This is a genomic window from Microbacterium sp. MYb62 (assembly GCF_002979475.1).
Taxonomy (GTDB): Bacteria; Actinomycetota; Actinomycetes; order Actinomycetales; family Microbacteriaceae; genus Microbacterium.
Window position 1 is genome coordinate 38,390 of the sequence record NZ_PCOY01000009.1, and the last position, 14,681, is coordinate 53,070.

Annotated in this window: 23 protein-coding genes; 12 read left to right on the forward strand and 11 right to left on the reverse strand. The window is 67.9% G+C overall.

The genetic code is table 11. The features are described 5' to 3' along the window. Positions 1–37: 37 nt before the first annotated feature. Positions 38–442 (forward strand): peptide-methionine (R)-S-oxide reductase MsrB, encoded by a 405-nt coding sequence (gene msrB, locus CQ042_RS10975; RefSeq protein ID WP_105670522.1) that lies wholly within the window; start codon positions 38–40, stop codon positions 440–442. Further along, positions 439–999 carry a nitroreductase family protein gene (locus tag CQ042_RS10980; protein ID WP_105670523.1) on the forward strand — a complete coding sequence of 187 codons (561 nt, stop codon included), beginning with the start codon at positions 439–441 and terminating at the stop codon, positions 997–999. The genes msrB and CQ042_RS10980 overlap by 4 nt, the downstream gene beginning before the upstream one ends. Before the next feature lie 4 nt (positions 1,000–1,003). Here CQ042_RS10980 and CQ042_RS10985 read toward each other — a convergent pair whose 3' ends face one another. Further along, the gene (locus CQ042_RS10985; RefSeq protein ID WP_105670524.1) at positions 1,004–1,945 is read right to left on the reverse strand and encodes a DMT family transporter; all 942 of its coding nucleotides are present in this window, start codon (positions 1,943–1,945) and stop codon (positions 1,004–1,006) included. Between the two features lie 73 nt (positions 1,946–2,018). Between CQ042_RS10985 and CQ042_RS10990 the strand changes: the two genes are divergently transcribed. From CQ042_RS10990 to CQ042_RS11010, 5 genes are all read left to right on the forward strand, one after another. Next, positions 2,019–2,645, forward strand: coding sequence for an SOS response-associated peptidase family protein (locus tag CQ042_RS10990; protein ID WP_105670525.1), 627 nt, complete (start codon positions 2,019–2,021; stop codon positions 2,643–2,645). Between the two features lie 94 nt (positions 2,646–2,739). After that, complete coding sequence (locus tag CQ042_RS10995) at positions 2,740–3,651, forward strand: ABC transporter ATP-binding protein (RefSeq protein ID WP_105670526.1); 912 nt, start codon at positions 2,740–2,742, stop codon at positions 3,649–3,651. After that, complete coding sequence (locus CQ042_RS11000) at positions 3,648–4,463, forward strand: ABC transporter permease (protein ID WP_105670527.1); 816 nt, start codon at positions 3,648–3,650, stop codon at positions 4,461–4,463. Before CQ042_RS10995 ends, CQ042_RS11000 begins: the two co-directional genes overlap by 4 nt. A gap of 9 nt (positions 4,464–4,472) precedes the next feature. Further along, positions 4,473–5,765 (forward strand): sensor histidine kinase, encoded by a 1,293-nt coding sequence (locus tag CQ042_RS11005; RefSeq protein ID WP_105670528.1) that lies wholly within the window; start codon positions 4,473–4,475, stop codon positions 5,763–5,765. After that, complete coding sequence (locus tag CQ042_RS11010; protein WP_105670529.1) at positions 5,762–6,436, forward strand: response regulator transcription factor; 675 nt, start codon at positions 5,762–5,764, stop codon at positions 6,434–6,436. Before CQ042_RS11005 ends, CQ042_RS11010 begins: the two co-directional genes overlap by 4 nt. A gap of 10 nt (positions 6,437–6,446) precedes the next feature. Here CQ042_RS11010 and CQ042_RS11015 read toward each other — a convergent pair whose 3' ends face one another. Both CQ042_RS11015 and ppk2 read right to left on the reverse strand, forming a co-directional pair. Continuing rightward, a complete protein-coding gene (locus tag CQ042_RS11015; RefSeq protein WP_105670619.1) occupies positions 6,447–7,400 on the reverse strand; it encodes an aldo/keto reductase in 954 nt (317 codons plus the stop codon). A gap of 67 nt (positions 7,401–7,467) precedes the next feature. Next, positions 7,468–8,346 (reverse strand): polyphosphate kinase 2, encoded by an 879-nt coding sequence (gene ppk2, locus CQ042_RS11020; RefSeq protein ID WP_374954468.1) that lies wholly within the window; start codon positions 8,344–8,346, stop codon positions 7,468–7,470. A gap of 185 nt (positions 8,347–8,531) precedes the next feature. On the opposite strand from ppk2, the gene CQ042_RS11025 reads away from it, so the two are divergent. The 3 genes from CQ042_RS11025 to CQ042_RS11035 all read left to right on the forward strand — a co-directional run bounded on the left by CQ042_RS11025 (position 8,532) and on the right by CQ042_RS11035 (position 10,274). Further along, positions 8,532–8,837 carry a hypothetical protein gene (locus CQ042_RS11025; RefSeq protein WP_105670531.1) on the forward strand — a complete coding sequence of 102 codons (306 nt, stop codon included), beginning with the start codon at positions 8,532–8,534 and terminating at the stop codon, positions 8,835–8,837. A 159-nt stretch (positions 8,838–8,996) separates the two neighbouring features. Further along, a complete protein-coding gene (locus CQ042_RS11030) occupies positions 8,997–9,938 on the forward strand; it encodes a phosphotransferase (RefSeq protein ID WP_105670532.1) in 942 nt (313 codons plus the stop codon). Between the two features lie 12 nt (positions 9,939–9,950). Further along, on the forward strand, positions 9,951–10,274 hold the full coding sequence (locus CQ042_RS11035; protein WP_105670533.1) for a hypothetical protein: 324 nt from the start codon (positions 9,951–9,953) through the stop codon (positions 10,272–10,274). Positions 10,275–10,392: 118 nt separating this feature from the next. On the opposite strand, the gene CQ042_RS20465 is transcribed toward CQ042_RS11035, so the two are convergent. The 3 genes from CQ042_RS20465 to CQ042_RS20470 form a co-directional block, all read right to left on the reverse strand. Beyond that, positions 10,393–10,569 (reverse strand): hypothetical protein, encoded by a 177-nt coding sequence (locus tag CQ042_RS20465; protein WP_181157539.1) that lies wholly within the window; start codon positions 10,567–10,569, stop codon positions 10,393–10,395. A 13-nt stretch (positions 10,570–10,582) separates the two neighbouring features. Continuing rightward, positions 10,583–10,774, reverse strand: a complete 192-nt coding sequence (locus CQ042_RS11045) for a hypothetical protein (RefSeq protein WP_146115380.1) — start codon at positions 10,772–10,774, stop codon at positions 10,583–10,585. A 555-nt stretch (positions 10,775–11,329) separates the two neighbouring features. Further along, positions 11,330–11,560, reverse strand: coding sequence for a DUF3263 domain-containing protein (locus CQ042_RS20470; protein ID WP_181157540.1), 231 nt, complete (start codon positions 11,558–11,560; stop codon positions 11,330–11,332). A 91-nt stretch (positions 11,561–11,651) separates the two neighbouring features. On the opposite strand from CQ042_RS20470, the gene CQ042_RS11055 reads away from it, so the two are divergent. Next, entirely contained in the window at positions 11,652–11,972 is a 321-nt protein-coding gene (locus CQ042_RS11055; protein ID WP_181157541.1) for a hypothetical protein, read from the forward strand. A 9-nt stretch (positions 11,973–11,981) separates the two neighbouring features. Next, entirely contained in the window at positions 11,982–12,257 is a 276-nt protein-coding gene (locus CQ042_RS11060) for a hypothetical protein (protein WP_105670537.1), read from the forward strand. 49 nt (positions 12,258–12,306) lie between these two features. Here CQ042_RS11060 and CQ042_RS11065 read toward each other — a convergent pair whose 3' ends face one another. The 5 genes from CQ042_RS11065 to CQ042_RS11080 are packed head-to-tail and all read right to left on the reverse strand — an operon-like array spanning position 12,307 to position 14,652. Continuing rightward, positions 12,307–12,726 (reverse strand): hypothetical protein, encoded by a 420-nt coding sequence (locus CQ042_RS11065; RefSeq protein WP_105670538.1) that lies wholly within the window; start codon positions 12,724–12,726, stop codon positions 12,307–12,309. Next, a complete protein-coding gene (locus tag CQ042_RS11070) occupies positions 12,723–13,106 on the reverse strand; it encodes a hypothetical protein (protein ID WP_105670539.1) in 384 nt (127 codons plus the stop codon). Before CQ042_RS11070 ends, CQ042_RS11065 begins: the two co-directional genes overlap by 4 nt. Beyond that, complete coding sequence (locus tag CQ042_RS11075; protein ID WP_046748378.1) at positions 13,107–13,559, reverse strand: hypothetical protein; 453 nt, start codon at positions 13,557–13,559, stop codon at positions 13,107–13,109. Then, entirely contained in the window at positions 13,559–13,687 is a 129-nt protein-coding gene (locus CQ042_RS20705) for a hypothetical protein (protein ID WP_258132231.1), read from the reverse strand. The genes CQ042_RS11075 and CQ042_RS20705 overlap by 1 nt, the downstream gene beginning before the upstream one ends. Continuing rightward, entirely contained in the window at positions 13,687–14,652 is a 966-nt protein-coding gene (locus tag CQ042_RS11080) for a peptidoglycan DD-metalloendopeptidase family protein (RefSeq protein ID WP_105670540.1), read from the reverse strand. The genes CQ042_RS20705 and CQ042_RS11080 overlap by 1 nt, the downstream gene beginning before the upstream one ends. Positions 14,653–14,681: the final 29 nt, after the last annotated feature.

Below are 14,681 nucleotides of genomic sequence, written 5' to 3' on the forward strand. Positions count from 1 at the left end.
TCGCACGAGGGAGAATGGAGGCGACTCAGGAGGACACATGTCGTACAGCGTGGACAAGACCGAAGACGAATGGCGCGAGGAGCTCGGTGAGGAGCAGTACGCCGTGCTGCGTCAGGCCGCGACCGAACGGGCCTGGACCGGTGAACTGCTCGACGAGGAGCGCGCGGGGCTCTACACCTGCGGTGCGTGCGACGCCGAGCTCTTCAAGAGCGGGACGAAGTTCGATTCCGGATGCGGATGGCCGAGCTTCTACGAGTCGGTCCGCCCCGACGCGGTCGAGCTGATCGAAGACGACAGCCTCGGGATGGTGCGCACCGAGGTGCGATGCGCCAACTGCGGCTCGCACCTGGGCCATGTCTTCCCCGACGGGTTCGGGACTCCGACCGGGGACCGCTACTGCATGAACTCGATCGCGCTGAACTTCACCCCCGACGCCTCGTGAGTGCCCTCGACGCCGTCCGCTCACGTCAGTCCTGGTCGAAGGTCGGAGACACGGCGCCCACCCGCGATGAATTGCTCACGCTCGTCGCCGCGGCCGGCCGCGTCGCCGATCACTCGTCGCTGCGCCCGTGGCGGCTGATCGAACTGCGCGGCGCCGATCGCGAGGTGCTCGGCGCTGCCATCGCCAAGGCGCAGGGCGATTCCTCGCCGTCGTCGAAGCCGCTGCGCGCACCGCTGCTCATCGCCGTCGTCGCCAGCTACCAGAAGAGCGAGAAGGTACCGCGATGGGAGCAGGAGGCCGTCGCGTCCGGTGTCGCGCACACGCTGAGCCTGCTCCTCGACGAGGCCGGGTGGGGTGTCATCTGGCGCACCGGCCATCACACGCGCACCAAGGCCGTCGCGAAGGCCCATGGTCTCGGCAAGAACGAGGAACTCCTCGGCTGGCTCTACGTGGGCGCGAAGCCCGAGGGGAAGAAGCCGGGCCGTCGCAAAGCCGTGGACGCACGCAAGCTCGTCACCCGCATGCCCAAGGCCGGCGCGAAGAAGGCGAAGAAGTAGGTCGTCAGCGCCGTCGACGCCACGGCACGGCGACGACGACCGACGCCACCGCGACGACGACCATCGCGAGCACCTGCCAGAGCGCGGGCCCTGCCGCAGGCGGCCACATGAGGTCGATGACGACCGAGGTCACCAGCTGCCCGAGCACGGATCCCAGCCCCATCAGCAGCACGCCGGTCTGCGCCACGATGAACGCGCCGAGGAGGATGTAGGCGGCGCCGAGGAAGCCGCCGAAGTAGAGCCAGGGTTCGACGGGCAACGCATCGGGCGCACCGCGGAACGCGACGCTCACGCCTGTCGCCAGCGCGAGGACCACGGTGCCGGCGATGAAGCTCATCAGGGTCGCGGCGAGCGGGGATCGCACCCGCTGCGCGAGACGCCCGTTGGTCGCCGCCTGCCACGCGATGCCGACACCGGCCGCGAACGGCAGCAGCAGCATCCACAACGGCGCGGAAGCCAGCACGTCGCCCGAGAGCGAGATGCCGACGGCGGCGAGCGCGAGCAGGCCGCCGAGGACGCGGCCCGGAGTGACCGCGACGACGCCGGCCGGACCGAACCCGATCCGATCGAGCACCAGGCCGTGCAGGGTCTGCCCGGCCACAACCCCGACGGTGAAAAGCGAGACGCCGAGCACTCCGGCGGTGATCCCCTGCGTGGACACCGTGAGCGCGCCGCAGGCGCCACCGAGGAGCATCCAGAACGGAATCGTGTGCTGTCGGATACCGCTCCACAGCCGCGCTGCTCCTCGACGGGCCGACGGGAGGCACGAGATCACGATCGCCAGTGCCACGAGTCCGACGGAGAAGGAGATGAGTCCGGCGACGATCCCGTCGTCGACGCGCACACCGAGCACGCCGTTGATCCGCGCCTGGACCGCTGTCATGACGCCGATCGCCACAGCTCCGCCCAGGGCGACGGGGGCAGGAAGACGACGGGGCTCTGGCACCTGTCGACCCTATCCGAGTGGCTGCGGCCTCCCGCGCGGGACGGATGTCGGCCCCCGGGGCTACGCTGGCGGCATGTGCGCGAGCTATGGTCTCGATCCCCGGTTCACCGATGCGGAACTCCTCGCCGCGGCCGACGACGCGGTCCTCGAGGGCCTGCGTGCGTGGGCACAGGAGAACGCGGGCGAGACCGTCCGCCCGACCGGCAAGAACCTGAGAAACCTCAATCCCCTGGTCGTGCAGCCCGATGCCGCACCGACCCTGGAACCTGCGTGGTGGGGCTTCCTGGTGAACGGCGAGCCCGCGAAGTTCCCGTCCATCAACACCCGCTCCGAGCGTCTGCAGGAGCGTCCGGGCGGGGCCAAGGCGCGCGCGATCGTCCCCGCGACGAGCTGGTACGAGATGCAGAAGCCGTCGCGGCAGTGGAACGAGTTCATCATCGACGACGGCACCCTGTTCGGCATGGCGGCGGTCACGCAACGTGGCCGCACCGCCGACGGTGAGTGGTTCACGTGCTACTCGATCGTGATGCGCCCGGCCCCCGCGCACCTCGTGGATCTGCACGATCGGATGCCGCTGCTGGTCCCCGCCTCGTTGAGTCACGACTGGCTGACGGCACCGGCGTCGCGAGAGATCATCGACGAGGCCATCCTCGCCTCCGATGAGATGGCCTCGCGCGTGCGGGCCCGTCCGCGGGCCTGAGCCGCGGATATCCGTCGCCGGTCGGACGTCGTGCTCGCAGATGTGTACCTGAGGAGGACGCGCGACGCCGGGGTCGCTCCGTAACGTTGACCCCATGATCACAGCAGAAGGCCTCACGAAGAGGTTCGGAGACAAGACGGCCGTCGATGACGTGTCGTTCACGGTGAAGCCGGGCAGCGTCACCGGCTTCCTCGGCCCCAACGGTGCCGGGAAGTCGACCACGATGCGGATGATCGTCGGCCTCGACCGCCCGACGTCCGGGCGCGCCACCATCGCCGGACGCGAGTACCGCAAGCTCCGCGCACCGCTCACCGAGGTCGGCGTGCTTCTCGACGCGAAGGCGGTCCACACCGGCCGCACCGCACGCAACCACCTCCGCGCGATGGCCGCGACCCACGGAATCCCCTCGTCCCGCGTCGACGAGGTCATCGACCTCGCGGGCATCGGATCCGTGGCCCGCAAGCGCGCGGGAGGTTTCTCACTCGGCATGGGCCAGCGCCTCGGCATCGCGTCGGCTCTGCTCGGCGACCCGCACACGCTGATCCTCGATGAGCCCGTGAACGGACTCGATCCCGAGGGCGTCCGCTGGGTCCGCCAGTTCGTCCGTCACGCGGCGTCCGAGGGACGCACCGTGCTCCTCTCGAGCCATCTGATGAGCGAGATGGCGCAGACCGCCGATCATGTCATCGTGATGGGCCGAGGCCGAGTGCTCGCGGATGCTCCGCTGGCCGAGCTGGTGCGCTCCTGGACGCGGAACACCGTGCGGGTGCGCACGCCGCGGCCGACCGACCTGGCTGCCGCCGTCGGCGGTCCGGACGTCGAGATCGTGAGCTCTGCCCCCGATCTGCTCGACATCGTCGGGCTGCCCGCTGCACGCATCGGCGACCTCGCGGCCGAACGCGGCATCGCGCTGCACGAGCTCACACCGACGACCGGTTCGCTCGAAGACGCCTACCTCGCACTCACCGGCGACTCCGTCGAGTACCGCACCAAGGAGATCTCATGACCACGACACAGGCTCCCGCCGCCACGCGTCCGCGCGTCGACACCGGTCGACGGCTGACGTTCGTGCGCGCGCTGCGCGGCGAGTGGATCAAGCTCGCCACTCTGCGCTCGACATGGTGGTCGATCGGCGTCGCCGCCGCCCTCACCGTCGGGATCGCCGTGCTCATCGCCTTCGCGGTCGACGTGCCGGACTTCGACCCGATCCAGGCCGTCGTCATGCCGATCCAGTTCACCATGCTTCTCGCCGGCATCATCGGCGCGATCTCGGTCACCGGCGAGTACTCGACGGGAATGATCCGCTCGACTCTCACGGCCAACCCGATCCGCGGTTCGGTGCTGGCGGCGAAGTCGATCGTGCTCGCACTGTTCCTGTTCGTCTCGTCGCTGGTGATCTTCTTCGTCTCCGCGGTCGCCGTCTCGATCATCGTCGCGCCGCGCGATCAGGGAATCGACTGGTCGGATCCTACGGCGTCGATCCTGCCGGTCGTGGTGGCGTCCCTGTCCATGGCCGTCTTCGCCCTGATCGGCGTCTCGTTCGGGTTCATCCTGCGCTCCGGGGCCGGCGCGATCGCCGCGACCATCGGCGTCCTGTTCGTCCTTCCGATCGTGACGAACTTCTTCTCCCTCGGCGGTGAGGCGTGGGCCTGGGTCCTGGAGGCCGCTGCCTACCTCCCGGATGCAGCCGCGCGCAGCGCGATCATGCCCGGCGCCGGTGCAGCGCTCGACGCTCCCGTGGCATTCCTGACCCTCGCCTGCTGGGTCGCGGGTGGGGCGCTCGCTGCCTGGGGCGTGCTGCGCACCCGTGACGCGTAAAGTCGCTCTGTGAGCAGAACGCGAAGCCGCAGTGACTCGATCCGTGAGGACGAGGAGCTGCGGCTTCCGCGTGCCCCAGGACTGTTCCGGCGGTTCTGGGCGCGCCATCCGTTCCTCGCCGACGTGCTTCTCACCCTGCTCTGTCTCGTCCTCTCGCTCTCTCCGGCCTCGGCCATCTCGAATTCGACGATGCCCGAAGCCACGTACATCGCACTCAATGTCGCGAGCCTGACGATGGTCGTCGCCGGATGCAGCACGCTCCTGTGGCGCCGACGGGCACCGATGGGCCCCTTCATCGCGTCGGTCGTCCTGGGGACGGTCGGCCTGTTCACCGGCCTGTCTGGTGGCGTCGTCCTCCTTCTCGTCGCCTGCTACGGCCTGGCGGTGTACAAGTCATCGCGCACGGCGTGGGTGTTCTACGGGATCGGTGCCGCCTGGTTCCTCAGCCTGACCGGGTTGCTCATGCTCGTCCGCTCATCCACGCTGACCGGTGCGACGGCTCAGCAGATCGGACTCGACACCGCACTCAGCTATGTCGCTCTCGGCCTGATCGGCACGCTCGTCGGGGTGAACGTCGGCGAACGCAAACGCTACCTCGCTGCCGTCATCGACCGCTCCCGTCAGCTGCTGATCGAGCGCGATCAACAGGCCCAGCTCGCCGCCGCCTCTGAGCGCGCCCGCATCGCTCGCGAGATGCACGACATCGTCTCGCACTCCCTGACCGTGATCGTCGCTCTGTCCGAGGGGGCGGCGGCGACCCCCGACCGCGAGCAGGCCCGCAAGGCTGTGACCTCGGTCGCCGACACCGCCAGGTCGGCACTCACCGAGATGCGGTCGATGCTGGGAGTGCTCCGAGACGACGAGTCGCCGTTGCCACTGGCTCCGCTGCAGCCCGTGCCGCCCCGCGATACGGTCGAAGCCGCACAACGGGCCGGATATCCGGCCCTGCTGACGGTCGTCGGACAGTCCGATGTCTCCCCCGCTGTCGCCCATGCGATCGGACGCATCGTGCAGGAAGGCGTCACGAACGCCATGCGCCATGCGCCGACGGCGAGCACGATCACGGTGCGTCTGGAATACACGCCCCAGACGGTGACGATCGAGATCGTGAACGACGGCATCTCGGGCGAGATCGGATCGGATGGCTTCGGGGTGCGCGGACTGTCCGAGCGCGCCGCCCACGTGCACGGCACACTGCGCTCCGCGCCGGCCGATGGCGGGCGATGGATACTCCGCGCGGTGCTCCCCTCGAGGGGAAGCGCCCCCACTCCGTTCGACGCGACCAGGGAGAACAAGCGATGACACAGGCGATACGAGTGCTCCTGGTCGACGATCAGGAGCTGATCCGCGTCGGCTTCCGGATGGTGCTCGAGGCCGAGGACGACATCGTCGTGGTCGGAGAGGCCGGTGACGGGAGAGCCGCCATCGCCCAGAGCGCCGTCCTCGCCCCCGATCTGGTTCTCATGGACATCCGGATGCCGGAGCTGGACGGGATCGCCGCCACCGAAGCGATCATCCGCGATCGTCCCCAGACCAAGGTGCTCGTGCTGACCACCTTCGATCTCGACGAGTACGCGTTCGGCGCGATCCGTGCGGGTGCGAGCGGTTTCCTTCTGAAGGATGCGCAGCGCCACGAGATGATCTCCGCGGTGCGCGCCGTGCACCGCGGCGACGCCGCACTCTCTCCGCGGATCACGAGGATGCTGCTGGAGCACGTGAGCCCTCGGCTCGAGAGTCCTTCCTCCGGCCCGGCCGCGGCGGAGACGGCGGCGCTCGCGTCGCTCACCGACCGGGAGCGCGACGTCTTCGTCGCGATCGGGCGCGGCCTGACCAACGCCGAGATCGCCCAGACGCTGTACGTGGGAGAGTCCACGGTGAAGACCCATGTCGGTCGGGTCCTGGCGAAACTCGGCGCCCGCGATCGCATCCACGCGGTGATCGTGGCGCATCGACTCGGCGTGGTCGGAGACTAGCTCCGCGGCGTCACGCTCGCGCGGGGGTCCATTCCGAGACGCGATCGAGTGTCTGCACCTCATCGGCAGAGAGTTCGAGACGGGCACCGGCGAGTAGATCGGGGACCTGCTCGATCGTCCGGGCGCTCGCGATCGGCGCGACCACCGTGGGCTGCGCGCGGAGCCAGGCGAGCGAGGTCGCCGCGACGGAAGCGCCGTGGGCATGACCGATCTCCTCGAGCGCATCGATGATCCGCAGCCCCGCGGGCGTGGCGTACTTCGCAGCCCCCTGGGCTCGCGGCGAGCTCTGCCCCTCGGCATCCGTGGACCGGTATTTGCCGGTCAGGAATCCGCTCGCCAGCGAGTAGTACGGGATGAGTCCGAGCTCGAACTCCTCGGCGACGGGGATGATCGTGTCTTCGACGTCGTTCCGATGCACGAGGTTGTAGTGCGGCTGCACCGCCACGGGCAGCGCTGTATCGATGCGATGAGCGATCTCGACCCATTCCCGGATGCGCTCGGCAGAATAGTTCGAGATGGCCACGTGCCGCACGAGACCGTCTTCCACGAGCTGACCGAATGCGCCGACCGTCTCCTCCAGCGGAACGCTCTCGTCATCGAAATGCGCGTAATAGAGGTCGATCTCCTCGACGCCCAGGCGGGCGAGCGAGGCCTCGGCGGCCCTGCGCACGTTCGACGCGGCGAGTCCGCGGAACTGCGGGTGCTGGCTCACCTTGGTCGCGACGACGACTCCGGAAGGCTTGCGGGAGGCCAGCCACTCCCCCACGATCGTCTCGCTCTCCCCGCCCTCGTTGCCGGGCACCCAGGAGCTGTAGGAATCGGCGGTGTCGATGAAGTCGCCGCCCCCGTCCACGAAAGCGTCGAGAACCGCGAAGGAGGCGTCGCGATCGGCCGTCCAGCCGAACACATTGCCGCCGAGCGCGAGCGGGAGGACATCAAGGTCACTGGTGCCGATACGAGTCATGTCGAACACAACCGCGGGTCGCGCCCCCGGCATTCCCGCATGACGTCGCATTTCGACTTCCCGCGCTCTAGTTCGGCGTCTCGCCTTCGTCGTAGATCTGCGAAGGGCGACCGACGAGCCGCGCGTCCGGAGCATGGGCGATCATCGGGTCCTTGCCCGGATAGTCGAAGCGCGCGAGGACGCATCGCATCGCTTCGAGCCGCGCGCGCTTCTTGTCGTTCGACTTGATGACGATCCACGGGTGAGCCGGCGTGTCCGTGTGGAAGAACATCGCCTCCTTCGCCGCCGTGTAGTCAGCCCAACGATCGACGCTCGCGAGGTCGGTGGGGCTGAGCTTCCACTGCTTGACCGGATCCTCGCTGCGACGCGTGAAGCGGCGCCGCTGCTCTGCCTCCCCTACCGAGAACCAGAGCTTGATGAGCCGGATGCCGGAGCCGACCAGCATCCGCTCGAATTCCGGCGCCGTCTGCATGAACTCGTCGTACTCGACGGACGAGCAGTAGCCCATGACCCGTTCGACCCCGGCTCTGTTGTACCAGGATCGGTCCATCAGCACGATCTCGCCACCGGACGGAAGATGCGCGACATACCGCTGGAAGTACCACTGCGTCCGCTCGGTATCCGTGGGTTTGTCGAGCGCGACGACCCGCGCGCCCCGTGGATTCAGGTGCTCCATGAACCGCTTGATCGCGCCGCCCTTCCCCGCGGCATCGCGCCCTTCGAAGAGAATGAGCACGCGCTCCGACGACTGCTTGATGTGGGCTTGGAGCTTGAGGAGCTCGATCTGCAGCAACCGCTTCTCGCGTTCGTACGCCGTTCGCGAGAGCTTCGTGGTGTACGGATAGTCGTGCTGCCACGCCGGCGTGGCCATTGCGATGTCGGGCGAGCTGCTCATACTGTGCTCCTCCAGGGTGCTCCGAGACCCCGCGCGAGGTGGGAAGCGCAGGTGGCCGCTGGCGGGGAGTCGGCCACCTGCGCCGTCTTCGACCTGGTGCGACCCGCCTTGAATCCACCAGGAAACCGTATGCCTAGTAACATATCACCGCCTAGCGCGATACATCGGAATGCTCTCGCCGCTCTCGCGCGGTCACCCACCCGTCGGCCACTGCCGGGTCCGGATAGTGTTCTGATATGGGAACGATCCAGTACGGCAACGGCGACGAGATCCATATCGAAGACCGTGCACTCGCACACCTGAAGGTCGTCATCGCCACGAAGCTCCGTCGCAACGAGAGCTTCACACTGTCCTGGCGGCATCCCGAGGGTGAGCGGGCCGGACGTTCCACGATCTGGCTGCACCCCTCGATTCCGCTCCGCTTCACGTTCGAAGATCCGGAGGCTCCGCAACTGAACCCGAAGTGGATTCAGGACCTGATGCACTCGGCGAGCTCGACGGGCGGCATCAGCCTGATCGATGAAGTCCTCGATACGCCGTAGGTCCCGCCCTCCACGGAACGCGTGCTGATCGTTGCGACATCCGCCGCGAGGCGCGAACCTGGCCTTGCGCGATCGGACGCTTTCGGAGGAGCCCTTCGCCATCGCTGATGCTTCCGGCACTCACGATTGTTCTGAATCCGCCCGTGGCAGGATGACAGGATGCACACACCGCCGGAGGGCCCGAGCGCCGACGAGGTGCTTCAGGCGGTCCGGTCGACATGGGCGCCCGATGCCGCGCAGGCGACATACCTTCCGGTCGGCTTCGGTGCCCACCACTGGCGCATCGACGGATCGTCCGGCCCGGTGCTGTTCGCCACGCTCGACGTGCCATCGGGGTTTCGCACCGCGCCGCTGATCCGGGCTGCCTATCGAGGTGTCCTCGAGCTCGCCGAAGGGGGCTTCGGCGGCGCAGTCCTCCCCCGTCTCACCCGCTCAGGAGAGGTCGCGGTGTCTACGGGCAGCGGGCTGCTGAGCGTGACGCCATGGCTGGAGGGACGGTCACCGGACGAGACGGAAGCGTGCGCTTCGCCTCATGCGCACCGGGTCGCCGCCCTACTAGCGGAACTGCATCGAAGCCCGGTGCCTCCCAGCGCGCCGAAGTGGTTCCCCCGGGTCGCACCCGGATTCGCCGAACGACTGTCGACCCGACTCGCCGCGCCGTGGACGGCCGGCCCCCTGTCCAGCGATGCCCACCGAACGATCTCCGGTGCTCGTGCCGACCTCCACGACTGGGAGAAGCGGTATGCCGAGCTGATCGCCCACGCACGCAGCCGACGCGACCGCTGGGTGCCCACCCACGGGGAACCCCACCATGCGAACCAGTTCCTCGACGATCACGAGCTGCGTCTCGTCGACTGGGAGACGCTCGCCATCGCTCCTCCGGAAAGAGACCTTCGCGATCTACCGGAGAGCGTGCGAACGGATTTCACGGTCGATACGGACCTGCTCGAGCTCTTCGACCTGGAGTGGCGGCTGGTGGAGATCGAGGAGTATGCGCGGTGGTTCATGGCGCCCCATCCAGGATCAGAAGACGACGTGATCGCCCTGGAAGGCCTCCGCGAGGAGATCGAAGCGGCCACCGTCACCTTCCGAACACGTTGATAGTGTGAGCGCATGGTCGACCTCCCCTTGAAGCCGCTGGGACCACGACCCCGACTGGGACGTGCCGCGCTCATCACGGTCGTCGCGATGTGGGCGCTGGTCCTGTTCTTCACCTTCAGCGGCGGACTGGTCGGCGGTGCGTTCGCCTCCGTCGCCGCCCGAGTGCTCGGCGTCGGCTCGTACCTCATCGGGGCTGGTCTCGCGATTGCTTCGTTGGTGCGTCGCGAGCGCAAGCGCCCCGCGATCGTCACACTGTGTCTGCTGATCGGCGGCCCCGTGCTGTTCTTCGCCCTCGGGATGATGGTCTGGTTCACCTACGGCCTGGGAATCAGCTAGGCCATTCCGGAGACTGCTCGTCGCTTCTCCCCTCGCAGCGTACGCACGCCGACGACGTGCTCGCGTGCCGACGCGACGCCAATCCGTGGTGTCGGTGAAGCAGGAAGGCGTAGAGGCGTCAGACCCTCTCGCGGCGGCGCAACTGCTCCCAGATGATGGTCCAGATCAAGCCGATCATCAAGCCCGCAGGGCACCCGATCGCGGCACCGAGGCCCGGGTCGCCGGCAGCAGCGCCGATCCCCATGCCGAGAAGACTGCCGACAGGAATGCCGAGCAGGAGGGGCAGAGAAACCACCCATCCTCGGGGTTCACGTCGGGGCTGCACGGAGCCAACGATACGCCAGCGGTGTGACCGCCCCGTCTACGTCGATCGTCCCAGGGTCCACGAAAACGCTGATCATCGGCGGCACTGAGCCGTCCGCGGCAAGGTTGTCCAGAGCGATCGCAGCCCGCACCGCTGCCTCTGGATCTAGGTACCACCAGCCGTCGTTGAAGAACATCACAGCACTGGACATGTCTCGCGAGTGGCCAGCGGGGGAATGTATCCAGATCTTCCGCTGAGTGCCAGGGAACCGTTCGCTGTTCTCGAGCAGTAGTTCCTCTACTACACCAGGAGCGACTCCAGGACGCGGAACCGAATCGGGTCCGTAGCCATATGAGACGTCAGATTGCGAGAGGGGGAGTGAAGTAAACGGCACCGTCATTGTCACACCGCGACTCTAGGCTCACCGACGTCCTTCGCAATTCCCCAAGCTCCGTCTCTGCGAACCTCGAGGCCGCAGCCCGGCGCAGAGTGTGGGCAAATCGTGGGCGGCACTCCTCGCCTAGATACGACAAAGGCCCGCATCCCCAGTGTTTCCAAGGGGTGCAGGCCTTCGTGTGCGGAGCCGACTACGGGACTCGAACCCGTAACCCCCGTTTGAAGGATGCCTTGTACGTGCCTGTACTTGCATGCACCTTTCGCGTGATTTCCGTCGAAGCGGTACATCCAGGTACAGGTATGTACGTCTTCAAAACCATGACTAAACCATGGATCCACGAGGCGGTTCTGCGGATCAGGCCGCAGTCCTGCGCACCCGCTCGGCAGCGCGCGTCGTCGCCCGATCGCGGACGCGTCGAGCAGTGATCGCGTCCGCCCTGATCCCGTCGGCCGAGGCAGCAGCGCGCCCGAGCAACACGACGTAGCGCGTCGGGGTGATGCCGAGCTCTCGGCGGATCCGCTCCTCCTTCGAGGGCGTGTGAACAGGGTGGGCAGCTTCGAAGGCGAGGATGTCAGCAGGCGTCACGGTCACCGATCCTGCCACCGACCACCGACAGCGATGTCGGATGCCGCGACATAGAATCGAACCTCTCGGCCGGGGGAAGGAACACCCGGCCATGCCCTCACGAGGCCTGCACCCCGACGTCATACTCAGCATCGACATCAGCACCGTCATGTCAAGGAACCGTTACACCGACGACCCGGACCCGGTGATCGCCGAGCTCTACGCCACAGCCGGAGACCGCCTGGATCTCCTCGCGGCCGAGGCTGGTAGCTGGATCGGCTACTACGAAGACGAGTACACGAGCACGCTCACGGAGGCGCTCCGCGCCCTCCCTCTCGACATGGCGGATGCGATCGCACTCGGGCAACGCCGCCGCGTAGCACCCCACCACACGACGCCCGGCGTGCTCCTGCACAGCAGCGCCGCGTCCTAGGCTGGCCTGATGCTCATTGGACTCATCCGCCCCGTCGAGAAGCACGCCATCACGCTCGAAGGCGAAGACATCGCGGACGTCCGTGCACAGCTCCACGCACAGGCACCTGATGGGTGGGACCTCGTGTCCGCCAAGCCCACGATGAAGACCGGTGAGTCCGTGCGCTCCGTCGAGGGGAAGTTCGAACGCCGCGACGGCTTCCGGGAGATCGAAGCCGCCGACATGGCCGCGCTCGAGGCGCAAGTCCCGGAAGGCTGGCAGATGCTCTACGTCCGAACCGCCTGAAACGACGAAGAACCCCCACCCGACCGAAGCCGGGTGGGGGTTCTTCGTTTCAGAGTCCGATGCGACCGTTGTGGTCAGAGATCGCGTTGCGGAGCTGTGCAGCGTCGTCGGTGCCGGTGTCTGCGCCGTCGAGCATCGCGCGCCACTGTCGACGGGTGAGGCCGGTGGCGTTTCCGTCAGGGCCGCGGAAGGCGACTGCGCCGGTGGGTGCGGAGCCGGCGCCGAACTTGCGGAGCCACTCGTCGACGGTGGGGATCGCCATCACGCGCGCGATCGCGGCGCTGACCGCGGCGAGGGTCGCGATCGCGGCGGTCGCCCAGGCGATGACGGGGCCGGGCACGACGTCGGCGACGGCGTCGATGATCTGTGGCGCGACGATCACGACCGTCGCGAGCACGGCCGCGCCGCCGACGATCACCTGCACAGCAGTGCGGATGGCCCGCTGCAGCGGGAACCAAATCTTGTTCATGGGGTGGGTTCTCCTTCGATGGTGGTGCGGGGCCGGCGCAGCCACGTCGGCGGGATGGTGTCTTCGATCAGTGCGATGTCGGACGGGTCGAGGTCGGGGCCGTGGTCGGTGGGCCACTGGCGGGCGATGGCGCGCAGGATGCGCGCGAACGCGGAGGACTTGAGGCGGTCTTTCTCGGTGAGCGTCGCCACGTCGGCCTTCAGCGTGGTGATCTCGGTCCATGCGCCTTCGAGCTGCTCGCTCACACGTGCGTCGATGCGTGCGTCGAGGGCCGTCTTCGCGTCGGTCTTCGTCTTTCCGCGGGTGGCGAGGAAGGTCAGAATGCCGCCGAACACGAGCGCAGCGGCGCCGATGATGGCGATGATCGTCTGCGCATCCATTCAGGCGCCCTCCTCTCGCCGCTCCTTGATCTCCTCACCCAGCAGCGCCAGGCGGAAGATCGGGAGAGGCAGCGCGAGAACGATGATGAAGGCGACGAAGCCTGCGGACGCGGTGGGGTTCGCGCGGAACAGCACCACCGCCCCCGCGTAGGCCGCGAGGAGCCCGACGAGCAGCGCCTTCCCGCAGATCTCCCACTGCCAGAGCCGCGGGAACGCGACGCCCAGCAGGCAGACCGTCGACACGACCGCGAGGAGGATCCCCATGGTGTCGATGAGTGGCTCGTCGAAGAGCTCGTGGAGCACGGGAGATCCGAACAGGGCAGCCCAGATTCCCGCGCCGATCGCGATCAGGTCATACACCGGGAGCCAGATGCGCTTCAGCGAGCGGTACTTCCACTCGTCAGGCGGGATGGCATCCGGGTGCCAGATCGACGCACGCCACAGTCGACCCATCAGGCACCCCCGAACAGCGTCAGCTCCCAGACCAGGACCGGGATCAGAAGAGCAAGGATGATGATCGGCGCGCGCACGCTCCACGGCATCCGCCGCTTCCGCCCGTGCTGGATGTTGCCGCGGCGCATCAGAGCGCCGCCCAGTTCGCGGTGTCGGCGCGGGTCGCAGCGGCGGCCATGACCGGCCCCCACTGGTCGTTGCCGACGTAGCCCCACTTGGCGCGGAGCCAGGCGGCGAGCGACCCACCGTAGTTGTGGTTCAGGAACGCCTGCATGCCCGCCCGCGAACTGGCCCCGAACTGGTTGTCGAAGGCGCCCTTGTAGCCGTAGAGCCGGGCGATCTTCTGCAGGCCGCGGGTGTTCGGCAGGGATGCGATGTCCGCGACGGTCGCCGTGTGGAACTGCGGTGCGGGCGGCGCCTGCGTGGCGCGCACCCACTCGGCGTACGCGTTGTCGTGCCCGGCCTGCGTGCCTGCACCCCAGTCGCCATCGATCGCGCCGGTGTACCAGCCGCGGCTCTTGAGGTACGTCTGGTAGCGCTTGATCGCGTCGCGGGTGGCCGCGCCGAACAGCCCGTCGACGACGAGCCGCTCACCCCGCGCCGCGTTGAGATAGTTTTGCCGGTCGGCGACGACCTGGACGAACGATGCGGATCCGCCGGCGCCGACGTACCGCTCGAAGTCGAGCGTCCCGTTCGGCCCGAACACGTACCGGTGTGAGGGGAAGAGCGTCTCATGCACGTGAGCGCCGACGCCCCAGTCGCGCCCGTTCGCCGAGGCACCGGACTTCGCGATCTCCTGGCCGCGCGTGACCTTCTGCCCGGCGCTGACCAGCACCCGGGAAAGGTGCAGTGCGCGGGCGCGGCGTCCGTCGACGAAGTCGATCGTGACGAATCGGCCGGTTGCCCCACTGCTCGAGGTCTTCACTTCGGCGACGGTGCCGTCGAAGGGGGCGACGATGCTCGACCCGTAGGCGCACGGGTAGTCCGTGCCCGGCTCCTGCGACGGGGGCCGGCGGTTCTTGTGGCCCTGCCACGAGTCGGAGATCGCGGACGTGGCGGACGGACGCTGGTAGCCCATGATGGGTCCTTTCATGACGAAACCCCGGCGCTGTGACCGGGGCT